Source organism: Paraburkholderia sp. J94, from assembly GCF_905220285.1.
In the GTDB taxonomy this organism is placed as follows: Bacteria; Pseudomonadota; Gammaproteobacteria; order Burkholderiales; family Burkholderiaceae; genus Paraburkholderia; species Paraburkholderia tropica_A.
Genome location: NZ_CAJMZH010000011.1, coordinates 190395 through 212451 on the forward strand (window position 1 = coordinate 190395; position 22057 = coordinate 212451).

Sequence of the window (22057 nt, forward strand, 5' to 3'; positions counted from 1 at the left end):
AAGAAAGCGTAAGGAGCCATCGGGCGGTTTAGCGGACTCGTCGGGGCCAGGTCGGCAAGCGAGTATTGCGCTTACGTCCGGCCACTCAATCAATGCGGCCAACCGCGCGCAACGCCGATCGCAGCGTGTTCTTCCTTCGTGAATTCTGAACGGCACGCGCGACAGCGAACTCGTGGACGTCACCATGAATACGCCCAATCCCGTGGTCTTCGTTGTGGATGACGATCAGCATGTCCGCAATGCCCTGGGGCGGTTGCTACGCTCGAACGGCTATAGCGTCCAGATCTATGAGAGCGCCAGCGCTTTTATTCACGAAGCGGATCTGAAGCTCGCACCGGCGTGCCTCTTGCTCGATCTCCAGTTGCCGGACATCAGCGGAATCGAGTTGCAACGGCAGCTCGACGGCAATGTGCCAATCGTATTCATTTCGGCCCGGGACGAATTTGCGCCCGCAATCGCGGCAATGAAGGCTGGCGCGATGGATTACCTTTTAAAACCCGTTCACGAGTCCGTCCTGTTCGACGCGGTTGAGCGCGCGCTTGAAGCGGGAAGGCGTTGCTTCGAACGCCGGAAGTTGTGCGAGGAAATCCAGCGTCGTGTTGCCACTTTGACGCCGCGCGAACGTGAGGTAATGGAACTCGTCGTCGCGGGCCGGGCCAACAAGGTCATCGCCGACGAACTGGGCGCGGCCGAGAAAACAATCAAGATTCATCGCGCGCGGGTGATGGAAAAGATGGGGGCGAATTCGCTGCCTGACCTCGTTCATCTCGACGCACATCGCGATTCACATCGTGCGTATCGGTCTGCATTTGGAAGTGCTCTGCATAACTGATAATTTTGGCCGTACTCTGCGCCGATATTCAGCGCGGTGCCGACGCCAAGTCTTCCTCGATGAAACGCAGGATCGCTTCGGCCAACGCCTCGCGCGGGTAGGCATTCCCCGTGACGAAGATCGCGCCGATGGTGGAATGCGTGCGTGCAACCGGCACGGCAATCGCCCAGTGATCCGCGTTGACGTAAGCGAGCAGGGTGCTGCCCGGCACCACCTGATCGTAAAAGATCATCTGGCTATCGTTGCGGGCGTCGATACGCGCGAGTTTGTCGTAGCTTCCTTTGAGAATCGACGAGATGCGCTCGGGTTGCGGAAACGTGACGACCGAGTAATAACGCGGGCCGGGTGCAAGCGCGTGCTGCGCGAGCCACGCCTTGCGCGTGGCGGGCCGCAGGCTTTCCACAGCGCCCGCGTCGCCCTTGGTGCAGGTGGCGCCCGGAAAGTATTGCAGCCATTCCGCCTGTGACTGGTCGGCGTCGTTCGCGAGCGGCGAGCCACCGACCGCGCCCGCCGCGCTCACCATCGCCGCGACTCTCGGACGTATCTCCGGATAGTCGGCCAGTGCTTCCAGAATGTCGGGCGCGCCCTTTGAATAGCCGATCAAGACGAGCTTCGGTGCGCCCGGTTCCACCGGCATGGCCATGACCGCGTCGCGTATCTGGCGTGCGTTGTGCGCGGAGCCCGACAACGCGTCGACGGGCAGCAGCATCGCGTCATAGCCGTACTCGCGCAGATGCACGGCAACGGAACCGGCCGGATTCAGCCACGATTCGAAGCATTCGTATCCCACGCCCGCCACGATCGCGGCGACCAGCCGTTGCCGCGACGGCCCGAGATCGACGGGTTTGCCCGTGCCCGCCGTTTCGCTGCCCACGCGCGTGAGGGCGTCGTCGCAGGGGCGGTAATCGGGCAGGTCGCGTCCGTGTGCGTTCAGCACGGCACAGTAGATCTCGCGAAATCGCGCTCGCTGGTCAATCACGCCCGCTTGCGCGGCGGGAACGAGGATCAGCGGCGGCGTGTCGGTCGAGAAGGGCGCCAGCGGCTTCGTCGCACAGGCGCTGAATGCGACGATCAGCACGAGCGCTTCAACCGCAACGCACGCACGACATAACGCGCGGGACGAATGGAAAACCCAATGGAAAATACCCTCGATGCGGTCACGGATTGGCATTGTCGTCCGCCCCCTCATCCAGTGACTCGTGCGGTTGCAGATACGGCACCCAGTCCAGAAACTCGACGTCGGTCAGGCTCAACGGGCGAGTGGTGAAGAACAGCACGGCGCGCAAACCGTCGGTATGGTAGCTCGCGCCATCCAGCGTGGTGTTCGGGCGCGTTCGTGGCGCGGGCTCGACGCCATTCACAAAGCCGATCTTTTCCAGACCGCCCGAATACACCATGTCCTGAACGAAGTGATTTCTGGCCTCGTCGACGTTCTGCTGCAAGATGAAAATCGTTCTCTCGGGCGAGGTGAACCGGCCGCCGATAGGTCTGCCGATCTGCACCAGATAGACCGGCTCGCCGTTGAAGCGCAGCGGCGCGATCCACATGCGCAGCCACGTCGCGGGCGCCGCGCGCGTCGACTCCTTGCGCAGCACGACATCAGGCACGCGGCCGTCGAAGCGCTGGCTCAGATCATCCGCGCGCGTGTAGCCGTGGTAGTCGCGTCTGACCAGCGCGGTCGCCAGATCGTCGATCTTGCCGACGAAGACCGCGTTGAGCGGATCGCCGTGCACGGTGCCGGTGGAATCGGTCGCGCAGCACGGCATGCGTTCGAGCGCGGCCCTGAACGCGCCGGCATCGTGGTAGTCGGTGACGGCGTATTCGGGGTAACGGTATTGCGTTTCCGCGAATCGTGGATCGCCGACATCGTCCGGCACCGGCAGAAAGAGCGAGAACGGAATGAGCGTCCTGTTTGCGAACAGGTCGATGTTGCAGAGCTTCGTTCCGCGATCGGGATTGGTGAACAGCAGGCCCGCCTGCGTGGTGCCCGGCGGGATCGGGTTTCTGAAACTGAGTTTGTCGAACCAGGCGTCGATGCGTGCGTTGCTGTCGCCGCCGAATGTGGAGTGCAGCGACCACGCAACCTCGCGCGGCGAAAAATATCGCGGATCGGTGCCGGTGCGCAGCAGCCACACAGTCTGCGAAGTACCGTTGCTGACTTCGACCCATAGCGGCTGCACATGCGTATTGGCCAGGTCGGCGCCGAGCATGCGCTTCGTGTCGTCCTTGCCGAGCACGGCGGCGCGCACCTGGACGCCCCGGTTCGTCGCCGAGACGGCCCGTTCGCGCAGCGGCGTGTCGTCGACGCTTGCGGGTTCGTGCCACGTCGCGCAGCCCGCGAGTGCAAGCAGCAGGATGGGCCCGATGCAGGCGCGCCGCCACGCGAAAGCCGATAGCCATCGCATCGTCATCGACCGGCTCCTGGGATTGCCCCTTGTCCGTCGTTGCCTTCGCTCCATTCGAAAAAGGCAATGCCGGCCAGCGACGTGGGATGCTGATCGAACACGAGCACCACGCGCAATCCGTCGCTGTAGTACGGGTCGCCGGTCAGGTTATCTTTCGGCGCGCTCTGGGGCGCGGCGGCGCTGCCCTTCACGGCGCCGATCTTCACGAGATTCTGCGAGTACGCCATGTCCTCCGTGAGCGCCGCGCGCGCTTCGTCGACATCGGGATCGATCTTGTGCGTGGTGAATGTAGGCGAACGCGTCGTGATGCGTATGCCAATGTCGCGGCTGATCTGGCCGATCCACACGGGCTTGTCGTGGTATCGCATCGGGCTTAGCCAGAGCCGGAGATGATTGCGTTCGTGAATCGTTTCGCGCGAGGTCTGCAACGCGAGATCCTGCGGGCGACCGAACAGGTAAAGGTCGCTGACCGGCGCGTTGAGGTAGGGCTTGCCCGCCAGGAAGGACCCCACCATCTTCATGATCGCGCCGGACCATTTTTCTTCGGTGGGCGCCCAGCCGCGCCGCACGAGTGCGGGGAACGCGTCGTCCAGGCCGCCCACGATCACCAGATTGAGCGGGTCGCCGTTTTCCGTGCCGCTCGCGTTGGTCGCGCAGCAAGGGAGCGCTTCGAGCGCTGTCCTGAAGGCCTCGTCGTCGGTGTAGTTTTCGGCGCTTCCGTGTGCATGGAGATCCTGCGAAAACACCCGGCTCGTTTTGTAATCGGCCTGGAAACCGGGCACCACGGTGAACAGCGAAGCGGTCCTCGCGCGCCGGCTCGCGACCAGATCGACCTGCACGAACTTCACGCCCTCGTCGAGATGCGTGAGCACGAATCCAGACGTTGTTTGGCCGGGGGCCACGGGATTGTGAAAGGCGAGTTCGCTGAAGTGGAGATCGAGTGCCGCGAGGGCGTTTTGGGACTGCGCGCCGGCGAAGGTTTCGGCGACTTCGGAAGGCGGAAAGAAGCGCGGGTCGACGCCCGGCGAGAGCAGAAAGTAGCCGCGATCTTCGCCGTTTTTTACTTCGATCCAGACGGGCTGAATGCCGTGTTCCGCGAGAGCGACACCATAAATCGCCTGACTCTCGTCTGCCGAGAGCGTTGCGGCTGAAATCATCACGGCGCCGTCGGTACGCGTGACGGCGCGGCTTTGATAGTCGGATGCCGCGCTGATCGGCGGAGAACGCGCGCAACCCGCCAATGCGATGGCAGCGAGCGCCGCGACAAGCAACGGAGAACGGAAGGGGCACATGACAGGCGCTGTTCAAACCGGGCTCGACCGCGGCATCGCTTCTTCCGCTCAAAGGCAGGTGTTGACTGATCCGGCCGCGTTGCCGCCGCTGCCACGCAAGCCTACCGAAGATCCCGGGCCGCTCATGGCGGGCCGGACGACAGCCGCGGTGCCGCCCGGCGGTTGTTGGCCAGGCGCGTAGACGTCGAATGCCGTGCCGTTCGCGAGTACGTGCTGCATATACACCGTTTGCCCCGAGCTGTTGGCCCAGTTGGCGGCGATACATTGCGCGACGGCGGCTGGCGGGTGGGCGCTTTGGCCCAGCGATTGAATACTGGTGTCGGGTGCCGGTGCGGCGCACGCGGCGACGGCAAGTGTGGAAATAACGATCAGATGTCTCATGGCAGTGGCCTCTCATTCAAGTTTAAAAAGCACCACATCTTCTCGCGCAATGCGAGAGCGATACGACATCCCCGTGGCGTTTCGGCTTTCCCTGTTCATCCACGAAAGGGTTGTGCCGAAATGCGGTCAATTGAGTTCATCGTCCTTATAGTATTTGGTCCCTTTGGCGGTGAATTCGACCGCGAGACCCTTTTCCGTAATTTGATAAAGCCAGACGCCCGGCCCCACCGCAATGGCGCCTTCGTATGCGGCTCCGGTGTCGCCCGATTTTGCCGCGGCCGTCGCCTGCCCGCCGAATTGCCATCCGGAAGTAATGAACTGGTTCAGGGCGCTTTCGTTTTCAAACACCCAGACCTGCTGAAATTTTTTGACGCCCATTCCCAGGCCCGCCTGGAACTCGGCCATTTTCATGTAGGTCGTTGCCTTGGACTTGTTGTTGACCGCGAGGCCCTCGCCCTTGCCGCTGCCGGCGAGGAGGATCTTCATGCCAAAGTTGCTGAAGGCCGCGTAACCCGCGGCAGATTGCACCGCTTTGCGTGCGGACGGTTGGGCCGCGTAGAGCGCACTCAATGCGTCTCGAGCGGCCTTTTTAACTTCGGCCTGTTTTTCTTCCTTGCTGGCGGCGAGCGCGATCTGTGGCAACGCAAACGAGAAAGCTAACATCAAGATCACTGCGCGACGATTCATGATTGCCTCCTTCTGAAGTGCGGACGACGAACCGCAGAAACGGGAGCCAGTCTGTGCATCGGGACTGTGCAATTGCGGAATCATGCAGGCGAGGGTGCGGCAGGGCGCACGACCTGAAGCGGGCCGCGAATCGACCACGATCCAGTCTGATCGCGAGTCAGCGAGCCCGTGGCGCTATCTTGTTGCGTAGGGATTTGACGTCAATCGGACCTTGGTCTTACAGACGCGCATTCCAGCGGGCTGTTGAACTTCTGTTGATGCGTTGACTAGTCCGCCTGGCGGCGAAGACCCAGAGGTATCGACATGTTAATTAATGCAGTAGGGGCATTCTTCGGAAGAATTTTTTTCCAGCGATGCTTCTATTTGTTCGTCGTGCTGATGGTCTTCATCTGCACCGCGCCGTTCGTCGAGCCGACGCCGATCGGACGTTTCACGATCAACTGTTCGAACGCGTTGATTATCATTGCGACAGTGGCTTCAGTCGGCCGCTCGACGCTATCGTTCGTGATCGCCGTACTTCTTGCCAGTCCTGCGTTGGCGTTTCAATGGATTGCGGTGTCCGGTACCGATCCGCACGCCGTCGCCAAATCGTGGTGCTTTGGCGCGTTGCTGTACGCGACAACCATCATCTATCTGCTGCGTTACGTCTTTCGGCATGAGGTGATGACCGCCGACAAGCTGTTCGGTGCGGCATCCGCGTATCTGCTTCTGGCGGTCTTCTGGTCATTTATCTACGCACTGGTCGCTTATTTTTATGAAGGATCATTTGCGCTCTTTGGAAATCAAACGTCATTGACGTTCTATGATTTCGTGTACTTTAGTTTCACCGTTTTGACCAGCACCGGTTTTGGCGACATTACGCCCATCAGTCGCCAGGCACGCGGCATTTGTGTGGTTGAGCAGATTGTCGGTGCCCTGTTCGTTGCCATTTTGATCGCGCGGCTTGCAGGCGTTTATCCGCCTCCGAACGATAGTGGAAAACAGTGAGCTGGCGCGGTGATCCGGCGATCAAGCCTTTATGGGTTTGCAGCCGCAATGCGCGCGATCGTGTTCACATAAAGTCGTAGCGACCCGATCACCATCGCGCGTGCACAACATCTACACCGTGAACCCATACAGCCGCGCCGGGTTGTCGGCGAAGATCATCCGTTGCCAGTCGGCGCGTCCGATCCATGAGGCGATGACATCGATGAGCGCGGCATCGTCGGGCTTGCGGGTCTTTTCCGTTGGATGCGGCCAGTCGCTGCCCCAGAGCATGCGTTCGGGGGCCATCGCCACAAACGCCCTGGCGACGGGCGCGACATCGGCATAGTCGGGGGCGCCGCGTTTCGTATCGACATACGGACCCGAAAGCGTGACCCAGGTATTGCCGCCGTCGACGAGACGCCGCGCGGTTTTCATCGCCTCGGAATCGAGCCCGTCCGGCTGCGGGATATGCGCGATATGGTCGAGCACCAGCGGGCACGGCAGCGCGCTCAGGTTCTTTTCCAGTGCGGGCAACTTCGCGCCCTGCACGACGAGTTCGATGTGCCAGCCGAGCGGCGCAACGCGCGCGGCCAGCGGCGCGAGCATGTCGATGGTGGTTGCGCCCGGATAGCTCAGATTGAAGCGGATCGCGCGCACGCCTGCCTGGTGCATCTGCGCGAGATCGGCGTCGCTGACCGAGGTATCGACGACGGCCACGCCGCGCGCGTTCGCGCCGAATTGCGCCAGCGCGTCGAGCAGGCAGCGATTGTCGGTGCCATAGGTCGAGGGCGTCACGCAGACGTTGCGGCGCACGCCCAGGCGCTGCTGCAAGGCGCGATACTGGGCGACGCTCGCGTTGGGCGGCCGCAATTGCGTGCCCGGCGCGCTGGGGAAGCGGTCGTCGTAGATGTGCATGTGGCAGTCCACGGCGCCTTCGGGCAAGCGGAACGCGGGCGCTTCGGCGCCGCTGGACCAGGTTTCCATGGCGCCCGCACGAAGCGGCAGCGCCGCCGCGAGCGAGCCCGCGCCCAGCGCGCCGAGAAAGGCGCGTCGATCGAATGCGCTCATCTCAGGCCACCCCGACTTTGTTTTCGACGCGGCGGCTCGTGCGGCTCAGCAGCAGCAAGGTGAGGACGCTCACGAGCGTCAGGATGCCGAGCGGCATCAGCGCGAGCGCGTAGCTGCCCGTGGCTTCCTTCACCCAGCCGTAGACGTTCACCATCAGCCCGCCGCCCAGCAGATTGGCGATGGCGTTGATGGTCGCGAGCCCGGCGGCGGCCGTCGTGTTCGACAACATGCTGGAGGCGAGCGCCCAGAACGGACCCTTGAACGCGTAGGCGCCCACGAGCACCGCGCAGAGCATCATCATGGTGGGCACGAGCGAGCCGCTCAGCGAGGTGCCGAACAGGCCCAGCCCGATGAACAGCATCGGAATCACGGTGTGCCAGCGGCGTTCCTGGCGGCGATCCGAGCGTCGGCCCCACCAGACCATCAGCACCGAAGCGAGCGCGTACGGCACCGAATTGAGCAGGCCGGTTTCCATCACGCTCAGTCCGTACGACTTGAGCAGTTGCGGTTGCCAGACCGACAGCGTGCTACCCGCGCCCGAAGCGCACACATCGACCAGCGCGAGGCACAGCACGTAGCGGTTGCGGAACAGCTTCGTGAGCGGCATCGACGCCACCTTGGCGGGCGCGCGCGCTTCGCCGCCGATTTCCGCCGTGAGCCACTGCCGCTCGTCGTCGTCGAGCCAGCGCGCTTCAGCCGGTTTGTTGGTCAGCAGCGCGAGGCACACGAAGCCGAGCAGCACAGTCGGAATGCCTTCGAGGATGAAAAGCCACTGCCAGCCGCGCAGGCCCGCGAAGCCGTCCATTTGCAGCAGCGCCGCCGAAATGGGCGAGCCGATGAAGCTCGCGGCCGGAATCGCGACCATGAACGTGGCGATGATGCGCGCGCGATAGCGTGCCGGCACCCAGTACGAGAGATACAGCAGCACGCCGGGAAAAAAGCCGGCTTCCGCCGCGCCGAGCAGGAAGCGCAGCGCGTAGAAGGCCGTGGGCGTGCTGACGAGCGCCGTCGCCGCCGAGATCAGGCCCCATGTGATCATGATGCGGGCAATCCACAGGCGTGCGCCGTAGCGTTGCAGCGCCATGTTGCTCGGCACCTCGAAGAAGAAGTACGAGACGAAGAACAGGCTGCTGCCGAAGCCGAACACGCGCGCGGTGAGGCCGAGATCGTGATTCATCTGCAGGGACGCCATACCGACGTTGCCGCGGTCGATGAACGCGAGCAGATAGCAGATCATGAGAAAGGGCACGAGACGCCAGACCACCTTGCGGAGGGTGCGCTGTTCGAGCGCGGAGGCGTCGGGCCGGGATTGCATGTGCATGAATGTCTCCTGCGTTTATTGTGCGCCAGAGCGACGCTGCCTGATGTGATGGAAAACGTTGATGGCGACGGCGCACGCGGCCAGCACGAGGGCCATGACGCTGAACGTGCTGCGCACGCCGAGCGCTTCGGAAGCGGTGCCTGCGAGCAGATAGCCGAACGGCATCGTGCCGTTGTAGGCCATGCCGTACATGCCGACGAGCCCGCCGCGCACGTGCTCGGGGCAGCGCTGCTGGATCGTCGCGTTGGTGGACGTCGCCGAAAAGGTGAGACTGAAGCCGAGCAGACAGAACGCCGGAATCGAGAGCGCGGCGGCGTTTGTCCACGCAAGCACGAGCAGCGCGGCCACGGCGCTCCACGGGCCGAGCGCGATGCAGCGCTCGCTCGCCTTCGGCCCCCATGCCGACGAAAGCAGAAGCGCCGCGCTCAGCGAGCCACTGCCCGCCGCCGCGAAAAAAAGGCCGGTGTAATGGGCCGCATCGTGAAAGGCGTGATCGGCGAGCAGCGGCACGAGCGTCTGGTAGCTCGCGGCGAACAGGCCCATGCAGGCGAGCGTGGGCAGATAGCGCGCCGAAAACGCATCGGACATCACGTAGCCCACGGCATCGCGCAGGCTGCTGTCGCCGCGTGACGGACGCGCCGCGCCGCCCGCCGGCATCGAGCGCACGCACAGGGCCATGACGGCCAGCGCGCAGGCATAGAGGCCGAACGATGCGCCGGGACCGAACGCCGGATAGACGAAGCCCGCGATGCTCGGCCCCACCATGCGGCCCACGTTGTAGACCGTGGTGTTCATGGCGACGGCGTTCGAGGTCAGGCGCGGATCGCGCAGGCTCGTCACGAGCAGCATCTGGCGCGAGGGCGTTTCGATCGCGCTCGAGATGCCGATCGCGAGCGCGTGCAGCAGGATCAGCTTCACGCCGAGCAAGCCGAGCATCCAGAGCGTGAGCAGGCTGAGCGTGAGCAGCGTCGAGGTCGCCAGCACGCAGAGCGTCGCGCGCCGCGCATTGCCCGAGCGGATGCGCGAGCCCGCGAGCGGCGCCACGACGAGCTGCGGTCCGTAGAGCAGGAAGTTCAGCAGCGCCAGCACCGAGGCCATGCCCGTGAGGTGATAGACCAGCAGGTTGAGCGTGATGTTCTGCGTCCAGCTGCCGAGCACCGAGACCACCTGCCCGCACGCATAGCGTCGCAGCGCCGGTTCCGCGAGCGCGGGGAAGAGGCGGCCGTACAGGCCCGCGCCCTGCCGCGCGCGAGCCGTGTTGTCGGGCGTCGCGCTCATGCCAGCGTCTTGCCGCGCGTTTCGGGGGCGAACAGCACGACGATCGCCGCCGCGAGAAACGCGACGATCGTGGTGGCGAGTCCCATCGTGAAGCCGCCCGAGGTCGAGGCCAGCGCGCCGATCACAAGCGGCGCGATAAAGCCGCCGAGCCGGCCGCCGTTGTAGGCGAGCCCCATGAGAAAGCCGCGCGAGGCCGTATCGCCGATCACTTCCGCGAGAAACGGGCCCGCGCCCGCGAAGATCCCGTTTACGCCGAATCCCGTGAGAAAGATCGCCGCCATCAGCAGCCACGCATTCGCGCTGACGATATAGACGCCGACCGCCGCCGCGCCCACCAGCAGATACGCGATGAACATCGGCCTGCGTCCGAGCCGGTCGACAAAGGCCGAGAACAACAGGAAGCCGGTGATAGCGCCGAACTGCAACGCGAGCACGAACTTGAGGCTGTGCACGAAGTCGAGATGCTTCACCGTCACGAGGAAGGTGGGCGTCCACGTGAAAACGCCCCAATAGAGGTATTGCAGGAAGAAAATGAACGTGAAGGCGGTGAGCAGGCCGCGCACGTTGAGTGGTGATTTTTCCTGCGAGGCGGCTTCTTTGGCGCGTGCGCCTGCCTGCTGTCGCGCGGGGCGGCGTTCGAGCCAGATCGGCGATTCGGGCGTCTTGCGCGCGACCCAGAACAGGATGAAGAACGGCAGCGCGCCGATCAGGAACAGCACGCGCCAGCCGTCGTGCGCGAGACCGCCGTTGATGCCGCTGACGACGGCCGAGATCGTGATCGCGATGATCGCGCCGACGGGCAGGCCCATCTGCATCAGCGCGCCGCCCTTGCCGCGACGGCTCGCGTGCCACGTTTCCGCCACCAGCGCCGCGCCCGCCGTCCACATGCCGCCCATGCCGAGCGCGCCGCACAGACGCGCCGCCGCGAACCAGTGTTCGTTCGGCGCGAACGCGAGCAGCCCCGAAAACAGCGAATAGATGCCGATGCACAGCAGCGCCGTGCGCACGCGTCCGATCCGGTCGGAGACATAGCCGAACAGAATGCCGCCGATGATCTGCCCGGCGGCCGTGATGCTCGTGAAGAGGCCGAGTTGCGCTTTCGTGAGGCTGAACTGCAGCGCGAGCGTGGGCAGCAGCAGCGAGAGCAGGAACGAGTCGTAGCTCTCGAAGGTCCAGCCGAGACCGGCGAGCGACAGCGCTCGCCATTCGGGGGCCGTGACGCGCTTGCTGGCGTCGTTCGTCGCGGTGCCCGGTGCGGTGCCCTTTGCGTGGCCCGCCGCAGGCGTAGCGAGGCGCGCTTCGGGATTGAGGGTGTCTGACTTCACGTGTTGTCTCCAGGGAGATCCAGTCCGTAGGTCGAGGCGGCCGTCTGGCTGAAGAGGGCGGCGCGCTCGTCGGGCGACACGCCGCTCGCGATGCGCTTGAAGGCGTTCCAGAGCACCGTGTAGCCGACCATGCCCTTGTCGACGGGGAAATTGCTTTCGAACATGCAGCGCCGCGCGCCGAACAGTTCGACGCAGGTTTCGACGAGCGGCGCCCAGGCGCGCGCCAGCGTTTCGGACGAGGGCGGCAGCGCGTGCGTGGCGAAGTCGAAGCCGAATACACCCATGCCCGCGCCGCCGAGCTTCATGCGCGTGTTGGGAAGGCTCGCGAGACGGCGCAGCGAAGCCGTCCACGCCGCGCGCGTCTGTACGCTTTGGCCCGCGTGCGGTCCCACGCCCACCGGGCCGCCGAAGTGATCGATCACGATCGTCACTTCGGGCGCGCTGGCGGCGAGCGCGTAGAGCTGGTCGAGCTGCGTGTGATAGACCCAGACGTCGAGCACGAGGCCATAGCGCGCGAGCGTTCTCACGCCCGCGCGAAACGACGCCCGCTCCATCAGATCGGCGGGCGGCACGACCGGACTCGAACGCACGGCCTCGCTCGCGTGCCACGCGAGCGGATTGCGCATGCCGCGCAGGCGGCCGCCCGTGGCGGCGAGCATCGCTTCGATGACCGGCGCGACATCGCCGCCCAGCGACAGATCGGCGCCGCCGACAATCGCCTCGCAGGCGCGCGTCGTTCCGTAGGCGCCGCTCGCGAACATCGCCGCGACGCCGTTGGCGAATTCGGTTTCGCCAACGGGTTTCATCGCTTCGGGACCGCTCGCGCGCAGCATCGAACGGCATTGCACGTACACCGTCGAGACGATGCGATGGCCTTCGATGTCGCGGCGCAGTTCGTCGGCGAGATAGCGGCCCGATTGCCGGTCCCAGAGATGATGATGCGCATCGACGATCGGCAAGTCGGGCTGCAACGCGGTTTCTTCGCGCAGCGCGAGCCAGTCGTCGCGGACGGGAAGGTGCGGGGCGTGGACAATCTGCATGGTCGATCCGCTCAGAACTTCTTGCGCATGCCGATCACGATGCCGGTCTGGTCATCGTTCGCCGCGACCGTGCCATAGCCGTTCACGCCCAGCGCCGAGCCGCCCTTGTTGCGCGCGAACGCGGCCGTGGCGTAGATGTCGGTACTCTTCGAGAGCAGGTAATCGGCGTTGAGGACCGCCATCCACGGATCGGCGCCCGTCGAGTGCACGTCCTGGTAATAGGCTGCCGCCGTCATGAAGAACGCAGGCGTGAACATGTAGTTCGCGCCGGCCCAGTAGAGATTCGCCGAGCTCGATTGCGACCCGTTGGCGGTGATCAGAATCGGGTTCGCGGGCACGAACGCGCGCGAAGCCTGCAGATAGCGATAGCCCGCGAAGGCCTTCAAGCCGCCGATCACATAGGTGGCGGCGGCGGTCGCGCGGCGTTCCGAGCCGGTGTTGGTCGCGACCGTGTTGCTGTTGCGCTGCTCGTAGGAGAGGCTGGCGGCGAAGGGGCCGCGCGCATACGTGAGCGCGCCGCCGAAGTAGCGGCCGGTCAGCTGGGCGCCCGCCACTTCGCTGCCATAGCCCGTGTCGTAGCGCGTGCTGTACATCGCGGCCACGGTCACGGGGCCGAGCACGCCCACGTATTTCGCGGAGTTGTCGATGCGGCCCGCCATCGCGTAGTCGATCGACAGCGTGGAGTAGCGCGACGATGCGGTCATCGGATCGAACACGACGGCCTGATCGTAGAGCACCGAGTTCTGGCGACCGAGCGTGAGCGTCTGACCGTGCGTCGTGAGACCGACCCACGCCTGGCGGCCGAACAGGCGCGACGTGGTCGTGGCGTTCGAGCCGAGGCCTTTGGTCGATTGCGCGCTGGTGCCGTCGTTGACGTTGAAGCCATTTTCAAGGGTGAAAATCGCTTTCAGTCCGCCGCCGAGATCCTCGACGCCCTTGAGTCCCCAGCGCGAGCCCGAGAGATTGCCCGACGCCTCACGCGTGAGCGCGCCGCCGCTCTGCGTGTTGTTGATATGTTCGATGCCCACATCGACGATGCCATAGAGCGTCACGCTGCTTTGCGCGTGGGCGGCATGCGGCGCGAGGGCGAGCGTGGCCGCGGCCGCCGAGACCGTGACCGTGACCGTGGCGCTCGACATGCGCTTGATGACCTTCGACGTCGGGGAAAAGCGTTCCTGCATGGTGTCTCCGTTGATGTGTTTATCTGTGTTGGTATGGGCGAGAAGTGAGCAGCGAAACAAGGTGAAGCGAAAAGCGTGAAGCGGGTTCAGGCGTGCGGTTCTTCGCCGACGCCCGCGCCGGGGTCGCCGAGCCAGGCGATCATCAGCGCGCCGATCAGCAGCACGGCGGCCACGGCGAGCAGCGCGGCGGTGAAGCCGCCCGAGAGCTCCTTGATTGCGCCGATCATCGACGGTCCGACGAAGCCGCCGAGATTGCCGATCGAGACGATCAGCGCGATGCCGCCCGCGGCGGCGCGGCCAGTCAGAAAGCCGGAGGGAATCGCCCAGTAGGTGGCCTGGAACGCGAGAATGCCGCTCACGGTGAAGCACAATGCGATGAGCTTGAGCGCCGGCGCATCGAGCATCGTGCTGACCGCGAGCGCAGCGGCGGCGACGAGAAGCGCGCCCGCCACGTAGGGGATGCGGCGCGCCGAGCGATTCGCAAGACGGGCCCAGGCGAGCATCACCACGGCGCCCAGCGCATAGGGAATGGCGGTGAGCCAGCCGATGGTCGCGTGGCCCACGCCGAACTGCTTGATGATTTGCGGCATCCAGAGTCCCACGCCGATCGAGCCGACGATGCCGCAGAAGTTCACGAGCGCGAGCACGAAGACGCGCCAGTTCGTCATGGCGTCGCGCAGGCTGGAGCCGTGCTTGCCCGCGATGCTGCGCTGTTCCAGTGCGAGCCGCTGTGCGAGCACGTCCTTTTCGTCGCGGCTCAGCCAGCGCGCGCGTTCGGGGCGGTCGGCGAGGATGAAGAGGCACGCGACGCCCAATGCGATCGCGGGCAGTCCTTCGATCAGCAGCAGCCATTGCCAGCTGCGCAAGCCATGCAGACCGCCGAGTTGCAGCAGCGCGCCGGACACCGGCGAGCCGATCATGTTCGCCACCGGAATGCCGACGAGAAACGCGGCCGTGACCTTCGCGCGCCACTTGCCCGGAAACCACTGCGTGAAATAGAGGTAGATGCCCGGCGTGAAACCGGCTTCGGCGACGCCGAGCAGGAAGCGCGCAGCGGCGAAACTTTTCGGCCCGGCCACGAAGGCCGTCGCCATCGAAATCACGCCCCACGTGATCATGATGCGCGCGATCCATATGCGCGCGCCGACCTTCTGCATGATCAGATTGCTGGGAATCTCGAACAGAAAATAGCCGATGAAGAACAGCCCCGCGCCCAGTCCGAATTGCTGCGCGGTGAGGCCGAGATCCTTGTTCATCGTGAGCGCGGCGAACCCGACGTTGGTGCGGTCGAGATAGCTGATCACGTAGCACGCGAAAATGAACGGCAGGATGCGGCGGAACGCTTTTTCGAGCGTGCGTTCGCTGGCGGCGAATTGATCCGGTGTCATCGCGGCCGTCATCGCGGCCGACGTCGATGCATCGGTCTCGTCCTGCGGATGTGCCGCCACCGGCGAATTCTCCGCGCGAATGGGCTGGGAAATGTGCATGTGCGCTCCTCCGTTGCATCTCGGTCGGATGCAACTTGCTGTCTTGGCGCCGGCGCTCGCGTGCGCGCCGCCGGGCAGGTCATGGTTTTGCCGCGCGAGTCAGCGCGTGGCTTGGGCCTGGTGGTGCAACGGCCCGGCAATGTCCAGTTCGGCCTTGAGCACGGTGCCGGAGACGGACTCGGTCATGAACAGCGTCTTCATGTCCGGGCCGCCGAAGCACAGGTTCGTCAGCGATGCGCCGGACGGGCTGAGCAGAATCCGCTCGGGCTCGGCCAGGTGGTTCAGCACCCATGCGCGGCCGAGCCCCGGATTGGCGACGAACAGGCGTCCTGCGCTGTCGATCGTCAAACCGTCCGGGCCGCTCGGACCATATGACGTGAAGAACTGGCCCACCTTGCTGACCGAACCGTCGGCCTGAAGCGGCACGCGCCACACGCAGTTGCCGCGCGTCATCGCGACGTACAGCACTTTTTCGTCGGGAGACAGCACGAGGCCGTTCGGGCTCGGGCAGTTGCCGAGCAGCATGTCCAGCTTGCCTGCCGGCGAGAGCCGGTAGACTCGGCCGGTCGGATCGTGCAGACCGGTCTGACCTTGATCGGTGAAGTACAGGTTGCCCTTCGAATCGAACGTGAGGTCGTTGACGCCGCGAAAGCGCTCGGTGTTGCGGCGCTCCAGATACGGCGTGACGACGCCGCGCGCGATGTCGAGCAGCATCAGCCCGTTGCGGTAATCCGTAATGAGCAGATGGCCGTCGTCGACGAGCTTCATGCCGTTGGGCTCGCCTTCGTATTCGACGACGAGTTCCCAGTCGCCATCGGCCGAAATGCGAAACACGCGGCCGTGCGGGATGTCGGTCACATACAGATGGCCGGCGGGACTCCACACCGGACCTTCGAGAAACGAGTCGGTCGGCTGGCCGCCGCGATTCGCGCGCGACCAGTCCGTTTGCACGTCCGGCTTGCGAAAACGCTCGGGCATGCGCGTGAATACGTCGGCGGTGCTGACTTCCGGCTGCTTGAGATAAAACATGTCGAACCTGCGATTTCGTTCAGGACTACGCAGCGCTGTGCGCGTGCGAATCGACGACGGCGAGCACATTCGCGGCCGCGCCTTTGCCCATGTTCACGTAGGCCGCGTCGCTGACGCCGCCGATGTGCGGCGACAGGATTGCGTTCGACAGGCCCTGGAAAACGTGGGGCGAGGGCATCGGCTCGACGTCGAAACTATCGAGGCCCGCGGCAAGCAGTTGCCCGTTCGACAGCGCGGCGGCGAGCGCAACTTCGTCGATCAGGCCGCCGCGTGCCGTGTTGACGAGAATCGCACCGCGTTTGAATCGGGCGAGCGTCGCGGCGTTGATCATCTGGCGGTTCTCGTCGGTCAACGGGCAGTGCAGCGAGACGATGTCGGCGCTGGCGAAGAGTTCGTCGAGGCCGACGAGCGACACGCCGTCCGGCGCTTCCTTCGCATACGGGTCGTGCGCGAGCACGCGCATGTCGAACGCGCTGGCCGCCGCCGCGACGCGCCGTCCGATCGCCCCGAGGCCGACGAGACCGATGGTGCGGCCCGCCAGTTCGAGCGACTTGTGCGTGGACTTGTCCCAGTGGCCCGCGCGCATGCGTCCGTCGAGCTGCGGGACGGAGTTCGCGCAGGCGAGAATCAGCGCCCACGTATGCTCGGCGACGGCCGCCGCGTTGGCGCCCGCGGCGGCGCGCACCGCGATGCCGCGCTCGGCCGCGGCGCTTTGATCGATCACGTCGATGCCGCTGCCGTGCTTCGAGATCACCTGCAACTGGCCGCCGCACGCATCCATCACCCGCGCGTTGATCTTGCCGTAGCGCACGATGATGGCGGTCGGCTTGTGCGCCGAACAGAGCGTGACCAGATCGCTTTCGGTCGGGGTGCGGCCCGCGTACACGATTTCAAAATCGCGCAACATCTCGAGCGCTTCAGGGGCGAGATCGTTGCCGGTGACGATCAGAACCGGCTTGTGCGTCGACGCGTTCATTACAGAACCTCGCCTTCGGCCAGCATGCCCACGGCGCGCAGTTCCTTGTCGAGCCAGGCCGGACGCAGCGCCTCGCGCTTGCGGATGGCGGCGATGCGGGCGGTTTCGGCATCGACCTTTTTCTGGGCCAGCACGAGAATGCGTTCGACGTCTTCGCGCGGGATCACCACGACGCCATCGGCGTCGCCGACGATCAGATCGCCCGGATTGATCGTCGCGCCGCCGGCGGAAATCTGAAAGTTGACGCGGCCGGCCACGCTTTTCGTCGGGCCGCACGGGTTGAGGCCGGCGGCGAACACGGGAAAGCCGTTCTTCGCGAGTTCGGCGGAGTCGCGCACGGCGGCGTCGAGGACCAGACCGCCGAGCCCGCTTTCCTGCGCCTGCGTCGTCATGATTTCGCCGATCAGCGCGCAGGACAGATCGCCTTTGCCGTCGACCACGATCACGTCGCCAGGCTGGGCGATTGCCAGCGCGGCGTGAATCGCCAGGTTGTCGCCTTGCCGCACTTCGACGGTGATGGCCGGGCCGGCGAGCTTCATGCCGGGCGCGACGGGCTTGACGCGGCCGTGCAGCGTGCCGCGGCGGCCCGCGACGTCGGCGAGAATGGCCGCCTGGAACTGCGCGGCGGCTTGCACGAGCTCGGGCGAAACGCGCGTGATATCGCGGACGATGGACGGCGTGGTGTTGGGAAATGCGCTCATGGTGATTCGACCTCTTCGATTGAGTTGTACCTAGTACAACGATAGTGTACAAAGTGAAATCACTATAACGGCGCAGCGGATTGGCTTGCCATCCTCGTTTACCCTCCACGATGTACAACATGGGTGTACAGAGTAAAACAAAAAGACTGGAAAGTTGTACGATGTACAATCCCGAAACGGAAAAAACGGAGGGGATGATGGGTAACGACGGCGTGCAGTCGGTCGAGAAGGCGTTATCGCTGCTCGACATCTTCAAGCCTGGCGCGGAGTCGCTGTCGCTCGCGGCGCTCTCGCAGGCCTCGGGCATGCACAAGACGACCGTGTATCGGCTGATGAATTCGCTGGAGCGGATGAATTACGTGATCCGCGCTGAGAGCGGCTCGTACTCGCTCGGGCCGCGCGTGCTGTATCTCGGCAAGCTTTACGAGCAGTCGTTTCATCTGTCGTCGGTGGTCGAACCGGCGCTGCATGCGCTGGCGACATCGACGAAAGAGAGCGCGTCGTACTACGTCATCGATCACGCGCAGCGGCTTTGCCTGTTCCGCGCGGAGCCGTCCGAAGGGTTGCGCGAGACGCGCTTGCCCGGCACGTTGTTTCCGCTCGACGATACGGCCATCGGTCTGGTGTTGCGATTCTGGGGGCTCGGCGAGGCGGTGTTCGACACGACGCCGGAATTGCCACTCTTCACGTCGGGAGCGCGCGACCAGCACACGGCGGCGTTTGCCGCGCCGATCTTCGGGGCCGGCGACAAGTTCATGGCGGCGCTCACACTTTCCGGTCCGGCTTCGCGGCTCGATGCGGCGCGAACGTCCGGCGATGTCGCGGCACAGATGCTGCGGGGTGCGTCGGAGTTGTCGCGGAAACTCGGCGCCAGCGTGGCTCTGTGCGAGCGGATGTATGGCGTCGCGCCGTGAGGGACCGGCGGCTTGCCGTCAGAGGCCGATAACGATCCTCGGCGTCCGCGCACGCGAACAACAGAGCGCGATCTGCTGATTTGCCGCGCACTTTTCCGTGTCGCTTTGCACCGTATCGCGGTGATCGGCCACGCCGTCGATCACCGGCGTGAGGCACGCGCCGCAAATGCCCATCTCGCACGAAAGCGGCACGCTCACGCCGCCCTCCAGCAACACGGAAGCGATACTGCGCTGCGCCGTCACTTCGAACGTCCGGCCGCTGGATGCGAGCACGACCTGAAAGCTTTCGTCGTCGGTGCGCGTTTGCACGGCCGGCGCGCCGAATGCTTCTTGATGGATCGCCCCGGCTTGCCAGCCGAATTCGCGCGCCGATTGCGCCACGTGACGCATGAAACTATCCGGCCCGCAGAGATAAAGCTGCATGCCATCGACCGGCGCGTGCAGCGCGGCGGGTAGGGCGTCGCGTGCGCTCTCGCCGTCGATCGAACTATGAACGTGCACGCGCCCATGCGTGAATCCGGCGGCCCAGCGCGCCTTGAACGCCGTGTCGATCCGCTCGCGCACGTAGTAGTGCAATTCGAACGGCACGCCTGATTTCTCCAGACTCTCCGCCATCGACAGCAGCGGCGTGATGCCGATGCCGCCGGCCATCAGCACATGCCGGCTGCCTTCGCGCAATCCGAACAGATTGCGCGGCAGCGACACATCGAGCCGGTCGCCCACGCGCAGCCGCTCATGCACGTAAGCCGATCCGCCACGCGACGCCGCTTCGCGCTTCACGCACAGCACATAGTGGTCGCGCTCGTGCGGCGCGCTCGCAATCGAATACGGGCGGATCAAACCGCGAGCGAAATGCACGTCGATATGCGCGCCCGCATCGAATGGCGGCAGCGCGCTGCCGTCGGCGCAGACCAGCCGCACGGCCAGATTGCCGCGGCCCTGCGCGCTGAGTGTGTCCACGATCACCGCAATAGTCGACATGACGATCACACCAGGAAGAAGTCGCCGAAGCCCATGCGCTTGAGTCCGCGCCGATACGCGATGGAACTGCGGTCGGCCGGAATGTGCGCTTCGAGCGTGAGGTCGAGCGGCAGGCGCTCGGGTTGCTGGGTTTCGACCATCAGGCGGTCTTCCTCGAACACCTTGAGGTTGAACGCGTGCACGTCCTCGATCGGCAGATGCTTGTCGAAGTTGCGCGCGATCGGTGCGAACAGGCGCGTCTTGCGCGCCGAGACCGGCGACGCCGCATTCATGATGACGAGGCGCGCGTTCTCGGGGAAGTGGATCGTCAGCGTGGCCGTGAAGGGCAGATGGACCTCGAAATGGCGCAGCCATTCGAATTCGGCGGGCGCGCGGCCGTCGACGCCGATCGGATAGTTGCCGACGAAACTGCGGTAGTCCACCTCGAAGCCTTCCGGCGTGTCTTTCGGCTGATAGGGCGGCACGGTCTGGTTGTCGGGATCGGCGAAGGTCTCGGTGTGGATCCACGCGAAATGCGCGACATCGATAAAGCCTTCGACCTGACGCCCCGCGAAACCCGCGACATCGAACTTCGGGCAGACGATCTGCTGGAAGTCCGCATCGTCCCAGTGCGGCATGCGGGGAATGGCCGGCTCCGCGCCGGCTTCGGGCGCGAGGCAGGTCCAGACGAGACCGTAGCGCTCGACGGCCGGATACGTCGCCAGATGCAGCTTGGCGGGAATCGCCTGGTCGGGGCTCGACGGCACGCGGTTGCAGCGTCCGCCGCCGCCGAAGCGCAGGCCGTGATACGGACAGACGACGCCCTGGCCGTCGTGCGTGCCGAGCGTGAGCGGCACGCCGCGATGCGGACAGACGTCGCGCGCCACGACCAGTTCGCCGTCGGCGCGATAGAGCACGAGGTTTTCGTCGAGCAGCGTGGCCTTGAAGGGCGCTTCACCGATTGCGTCGGCGTGCGCCACCGGATACCAGTGACGCGACAGCCGATGCCAGTCGTCGGCGTCGAACGTGCAATGCGGCGGCAGCGCGCGAATAGGCGTCGCGGAAACCGGCGGGCTGATCGGGATGATGACGGGGGCAAGTTCGCTCATGAGTGTGGGGGCTCGTTGTCTGGCGGGTTTCGTTGAGTCCCACTTTAAGAATATTGCCCATTGCAATCCATCAGAGATAATTCAGGAACCTGTTGCAAAAATTCGTACACCTCGACCATGCTGCCATTCTCGCGGTTCGCCCGTTACTTCGTTGAAGTCGCCCAGTCGGGCAGTCTGCGCAAGGCCGCGGAGGAACTGCACGTCTCCGCCTCGGCGATCGACCGGCAGATCCTGCTGGCCGAGCGCGAACTCGAAACGGAATTGTTCGAACGTCTGCCGTCCGGGCTCAAGCTCACGGCGGCGGGCGAACTGCTGCTCGACGATCTGCGGCGCTGGCGCAAGGAGTACCGCCGCACCGTCGAGCGTTTCGACGAGTTGCAGGGGTTGCGGCGCGGGCATGTGAGCATCGCCGTGATTGACGCGCTCAGCGACGGCCTCGTGGCGAATACGGTCGCGCAGGTCGGTGCCGCGTATCCGCAACTCTCGTTCGATTTGCAGGTGGTGGAGAACCGGCGCGTGGCGGACCTGGTGGCCGCATCGGAGGTGGATTTCGGGCTGATGCTCGATCCGACCGAGCATGGCGGGCTGGAGATTCGCGCGCTGGTCGACGTGCCGCTGGGCGCGGTGGTGCCGCCCGGTCATCCGCTGACCGCGAGCCGCGACGTGACGTTCGGCAGCCTGCTCGACTATCGGCAACTCGTGCCCGCCGCGCCGCTGATCGTGCACGAGCGCACGCGCGTGCTCTATGCGAGTCATCAGGCGGAAGGGACCGAGAGCGTATCGTGCAACAGCATCCGCATGATGCGTTCGCTGATTCGCGGTGGCGCCGGGATCGGCGTGTTGAGCCTGCTGGATGTGGCCAGCGACGTCGAGAGCGGCGCGCTGGCGTTCGTGCCGTTGCGCGGCCGAAAGGTGCGGCCGCTGGCGCTTGCGCTGTGCGTTGCGCGGCGGCGTCAGCTTTCGCGTGCCGCGCAAATGGTCATGCAGCAGGTGATCGCGGCGATGGAAAAACTCGGCGAAACGGCTTCGGTCGCGAGTGAATCGGCTGCGCCCGCGCGCAAACGAAAATAATGCAGGCGTCGCGCGCGCGGCGCTTTCGCGTGGG

Annotated in this window: 21 protein-coding genes; 4 read left to right on the forward strand and 17 right to left on the reverse strand. The window is 65.0% G+C overall.

From position 1 onward, the window contains the following. Positions 1–184 precede the first annotated feature (184 nt). Positions 185–832: a response regulator transcription factor gene (locus tag U4Y88_RS24185; RefSeq protein ID WP_310633680.1), complete on the forward strand. Its 648-nt coding sequence runs from the start codon at positions 185–187 to the stop codon at positions 830–832. A gap of 28 nt (positions 833–860) precedes the next feature. On the opposite strand, the gene U4Y88_RS24190 is transcribed toward U4Y88_RS24185, so the two are convergent. From U4Y88_RS24190 to U4Y88_RS24210, 5 genes are all read right to left on the reverse strand, one after another. After that, positions 861–1910 (reverse strand): hypothetical protein, encoded by a 1050-nt coding sequence (locus U4Y88_RS24190; protein WP_321786946.1) that lies wholly within the window; start codon positions 1908–1910, stop codon positions 861–863. 79 nt (positions 1911–1989) lie between these two features. Then, positions 1990–3243 (reverse strand): LssY C-terminal domain-containing protein, encoded by a 1254-nt coding sequence (locus U4Y88_RS24195; RefSeq protein ID WP_321786948.1) that lies wholly within the window; start codon positions 3241–3243, stop codon positions 1990–1992. Next, positions 3240–4394, reverse strand: a complete 1155-nt coding sequence (locus U4Y88_RS24200; protein WP_321786950.1) for an LssY C-terminal domain-containing protein — start codon at positions 4392–4394, stop codon at positions 3240–3242. Before U4Y88_RS24200 ends, U4Y88_RS24195 begins: the two co-directional genes overlap by 4 nt. Positions 4395–4577: 183 nt before the next feature. After that, positions 4578–4910 (reverse strand): hypothetical protein, encoded by a 333-nt coding sequence (locus tag U4Y88_RS24205; protein ID WP_224009319.1) that lies wholly within the window; start codon positions 4908–4910, stop codon positions 4578–4580. A gap of 126 nt (positions 4911–5036) precedes the next feature. Beyond that, positions 5037–5597 carry a YSC84-related protein gene (locus U4Y88_RS24210; RefSeq protein WP_310632690.1) on the reverse strand — a complete coding sequence of 187 codons (561 nt, stop codon included), beginning with the start codon at positions 5595–5597 and terminating at the stop codon, positions 5037–5039. A 303-nt stretch (positions 5598–5900) separates the two neighbouring features. Between U4Y88_RS24210 and U4Y88_RS24215 the strand changes: the two genes are divergently transcribed. Next, positions 5901–6584, forward strand: coding sequence for a potassium channel family protein (locus U4Y88_RS24215; RefSeq protein WP_224009316.1), 684 nt, complete (start codon positions 5901–5903; stop codon positions 6582–6584). Positions 6585–6695: 111 nt separating this feature from the next. On the opposite strand, the gene U4Y88_RS24220 is transcribed toward U4Y88_RS24215, so the two are convergent. The 10 genes from U4Y88_RS24220 to U4Y88_RS24265 all read right to left on the reverse strand — a co-directional run bounded on the left by U4Y88_RS24220 (position 6696) and on the right by U4Y88_RS24265 (position 17969). After that, entirely contained in the window at positions 6696–7631 is a 936-nt protein-coding gene (locus tag U4Y88_RS24220; RefSeq protein WP_321786952.1) for an amidohydrolase family protein, read from the reverse strand. A gap of 1 nt (position 7632) precedes the next feature. After that, positions 7633–8946 (reverse strand): MFS transporter, encoded by a 1314-nt coding sequence (locus tag U4Y88_RS24225; protein ID WP_321787082.1) that lies wholly within the window; start codon positions 8944–8946, stop codon positions 7633–7635. Between the two features lie 21 nt (positions 8947–8967). Beyond that, positions 8968–10230 carry an MFS transporter gene (locus U4Y88_RS24230; protein ID WP_321786954.1) on the reverse strand — a complete coding sequence of 421 codons (1263 nt, stop codon included), beginning with the start codon at positions 10228–10230 and terminating at the stop codon, positions 8968–8970. Next, on the reverse strand, positions 10227–11555 hold the full coding sequence (locus U4Y88_RS24235; RefSeq protein WP_321786956.1) for an MFS transporter: 1329 nt from the start codon (positions 11553–11555) through the stop codon (positions 10227–10229). Before U4Y88_RS24235 ends, U4Y88_RS24230 begins: the two co-directional genes overlap by 4 nt. After that, on the reverse strand, positions 11552–12595 hold the full coding sequence (locus tag U4Y88_RS24240) for an amidohydrolase family protein (protein WP_321786958.1): 1044 nt from the start codon (positions 12593–12595) through the stop codon (positions 11552–11554). Before U4Y88_RS24240 ends, U4Y88_RS24235 begins: the two co-directional genes overlap by 4 nt. Before the next feature lie 11 nt (positions 12596–12606). Continuing rightward, the gene (locus U4Y88_RS24245; protein WP_321787084.1) at positions 12607–13734 is read right to left on the reverse strand and encodes a porin; all 1128 of its coding nucleotides are present in this window, start codon (positions 13732–13734) and stop codon (positions 12607–12609) included. Between the two features lie 128 nt (positions 13735–13862). Beyond that, entirely contained in the window at positions 13863–15263 is a 1401-nt protein-coding gene (locus tag U4Y88_RS24250) for an MFS transporter (RefSeq protein ID WP_321786960.1), read from the reverse strand. A gap of 99 nt (positions 15264–15362) precedes the next feature. After that, positions 15363–16292: an SMP-30/gluconolactonase/LRE family protein gene (locus tag U4Y88_RS24255; RefSeq protein WP_321786962.1), complete on the reverse strand. Its 930-nt coding sequence runs from the start codon at positions 16290–16292 to the stop codon at positions 15363–15365. A gap of 25 nt (positions 16293–16317) precedes the next feature. Continuing rightward, positions 16318–17268 (reverse strand): hydroxyacid dehydrogenase, encoded by a 951-nt coding sequence (locus tag U4Y88_RS24260; RefSeq protein ID WP_321786964.1) that lies wholly within the window; start codon positions 17266–17268, stop codon positions 16318–16320. Beyond that, on the reverse strand, positions 17268–17969 hold the full coding sequence (locus U4Y88_RS24265; RefSeq protein WP_224009300.1) for an RraA family protein: 702 nt from the start codon (positions 17967–17969) through the stop codon (positions 17268–17270). Before U4Y88_RS24265 ends, U4Y88_RS24260 begins: the two co-directional genes overlap by 1 nt. A 197-nt stretch (positions 17970–18166) precedes the next feature. Here U4Y88_RS24265 and U4Y88_RS24270 point away from each other — a divergent pair, with 197 nt between their 5' ends. After that, positions 18167–18883 carry an IclR family transcriptional regulator gene (locus tag U4Y88_RS24270; protein ID WP_310632710.1) on the forward strand — a complete coding sequence of 239 codons (717 nt, stop codon included), beginning with the start codon at positions 18167–18169 and terminating at the stop codon, positions 18881–18883. 18 nt (positions 18884–18901) lie between these two features. Here U4Y88_RS24270 and U4Y88_RS24275 read toward each other — a convergent pair whose 3' ends face one another. Together U4Y88_RS24275 and U4Y88_RS24280 are read right to left on the reverse strand one after the other, a co-directional pair. Beyond that, entirely contained in the window at positions 18902–19864 is a 963-nt protein-coding gene (locus U4Y88_RS24275; protein WP_321786966.1) for a PDR/VanB family oxidoreductase, read from the reverse strand. Between the two features lie 5 nt (positions 19865–19869). After that, a complete protein-coding gene (locus U4Y88_RS24280) occupies positions 19870–20952 on the reverse strand; it encodes an aromatic ring-hydroxylating dioxygenase subunit alpha (RefSeq protein ID WP_321786968.1) in 1083 nt (360 codons plus the stop codon). A gap of 117 nt (positions 20953–21069) precedes the next feature. Here U4Y88_RS24280 and U4Y88_RS24285 point away from each other — a divergent pair, with 117 nt between their 5' ends. Continuing rightward, positions 21070–22023, forward strand: a complete 954-nt coding sequence (locus U4Y88_RS24285; protein ID WP_310632700.1) for a LysR family transcriptional regulator — start codon at positions 21070–21072, stop codon at positions 22021–22023. The last annotated feature ends 34 nt before the right edge of the window (positions 22024–22057 follow it).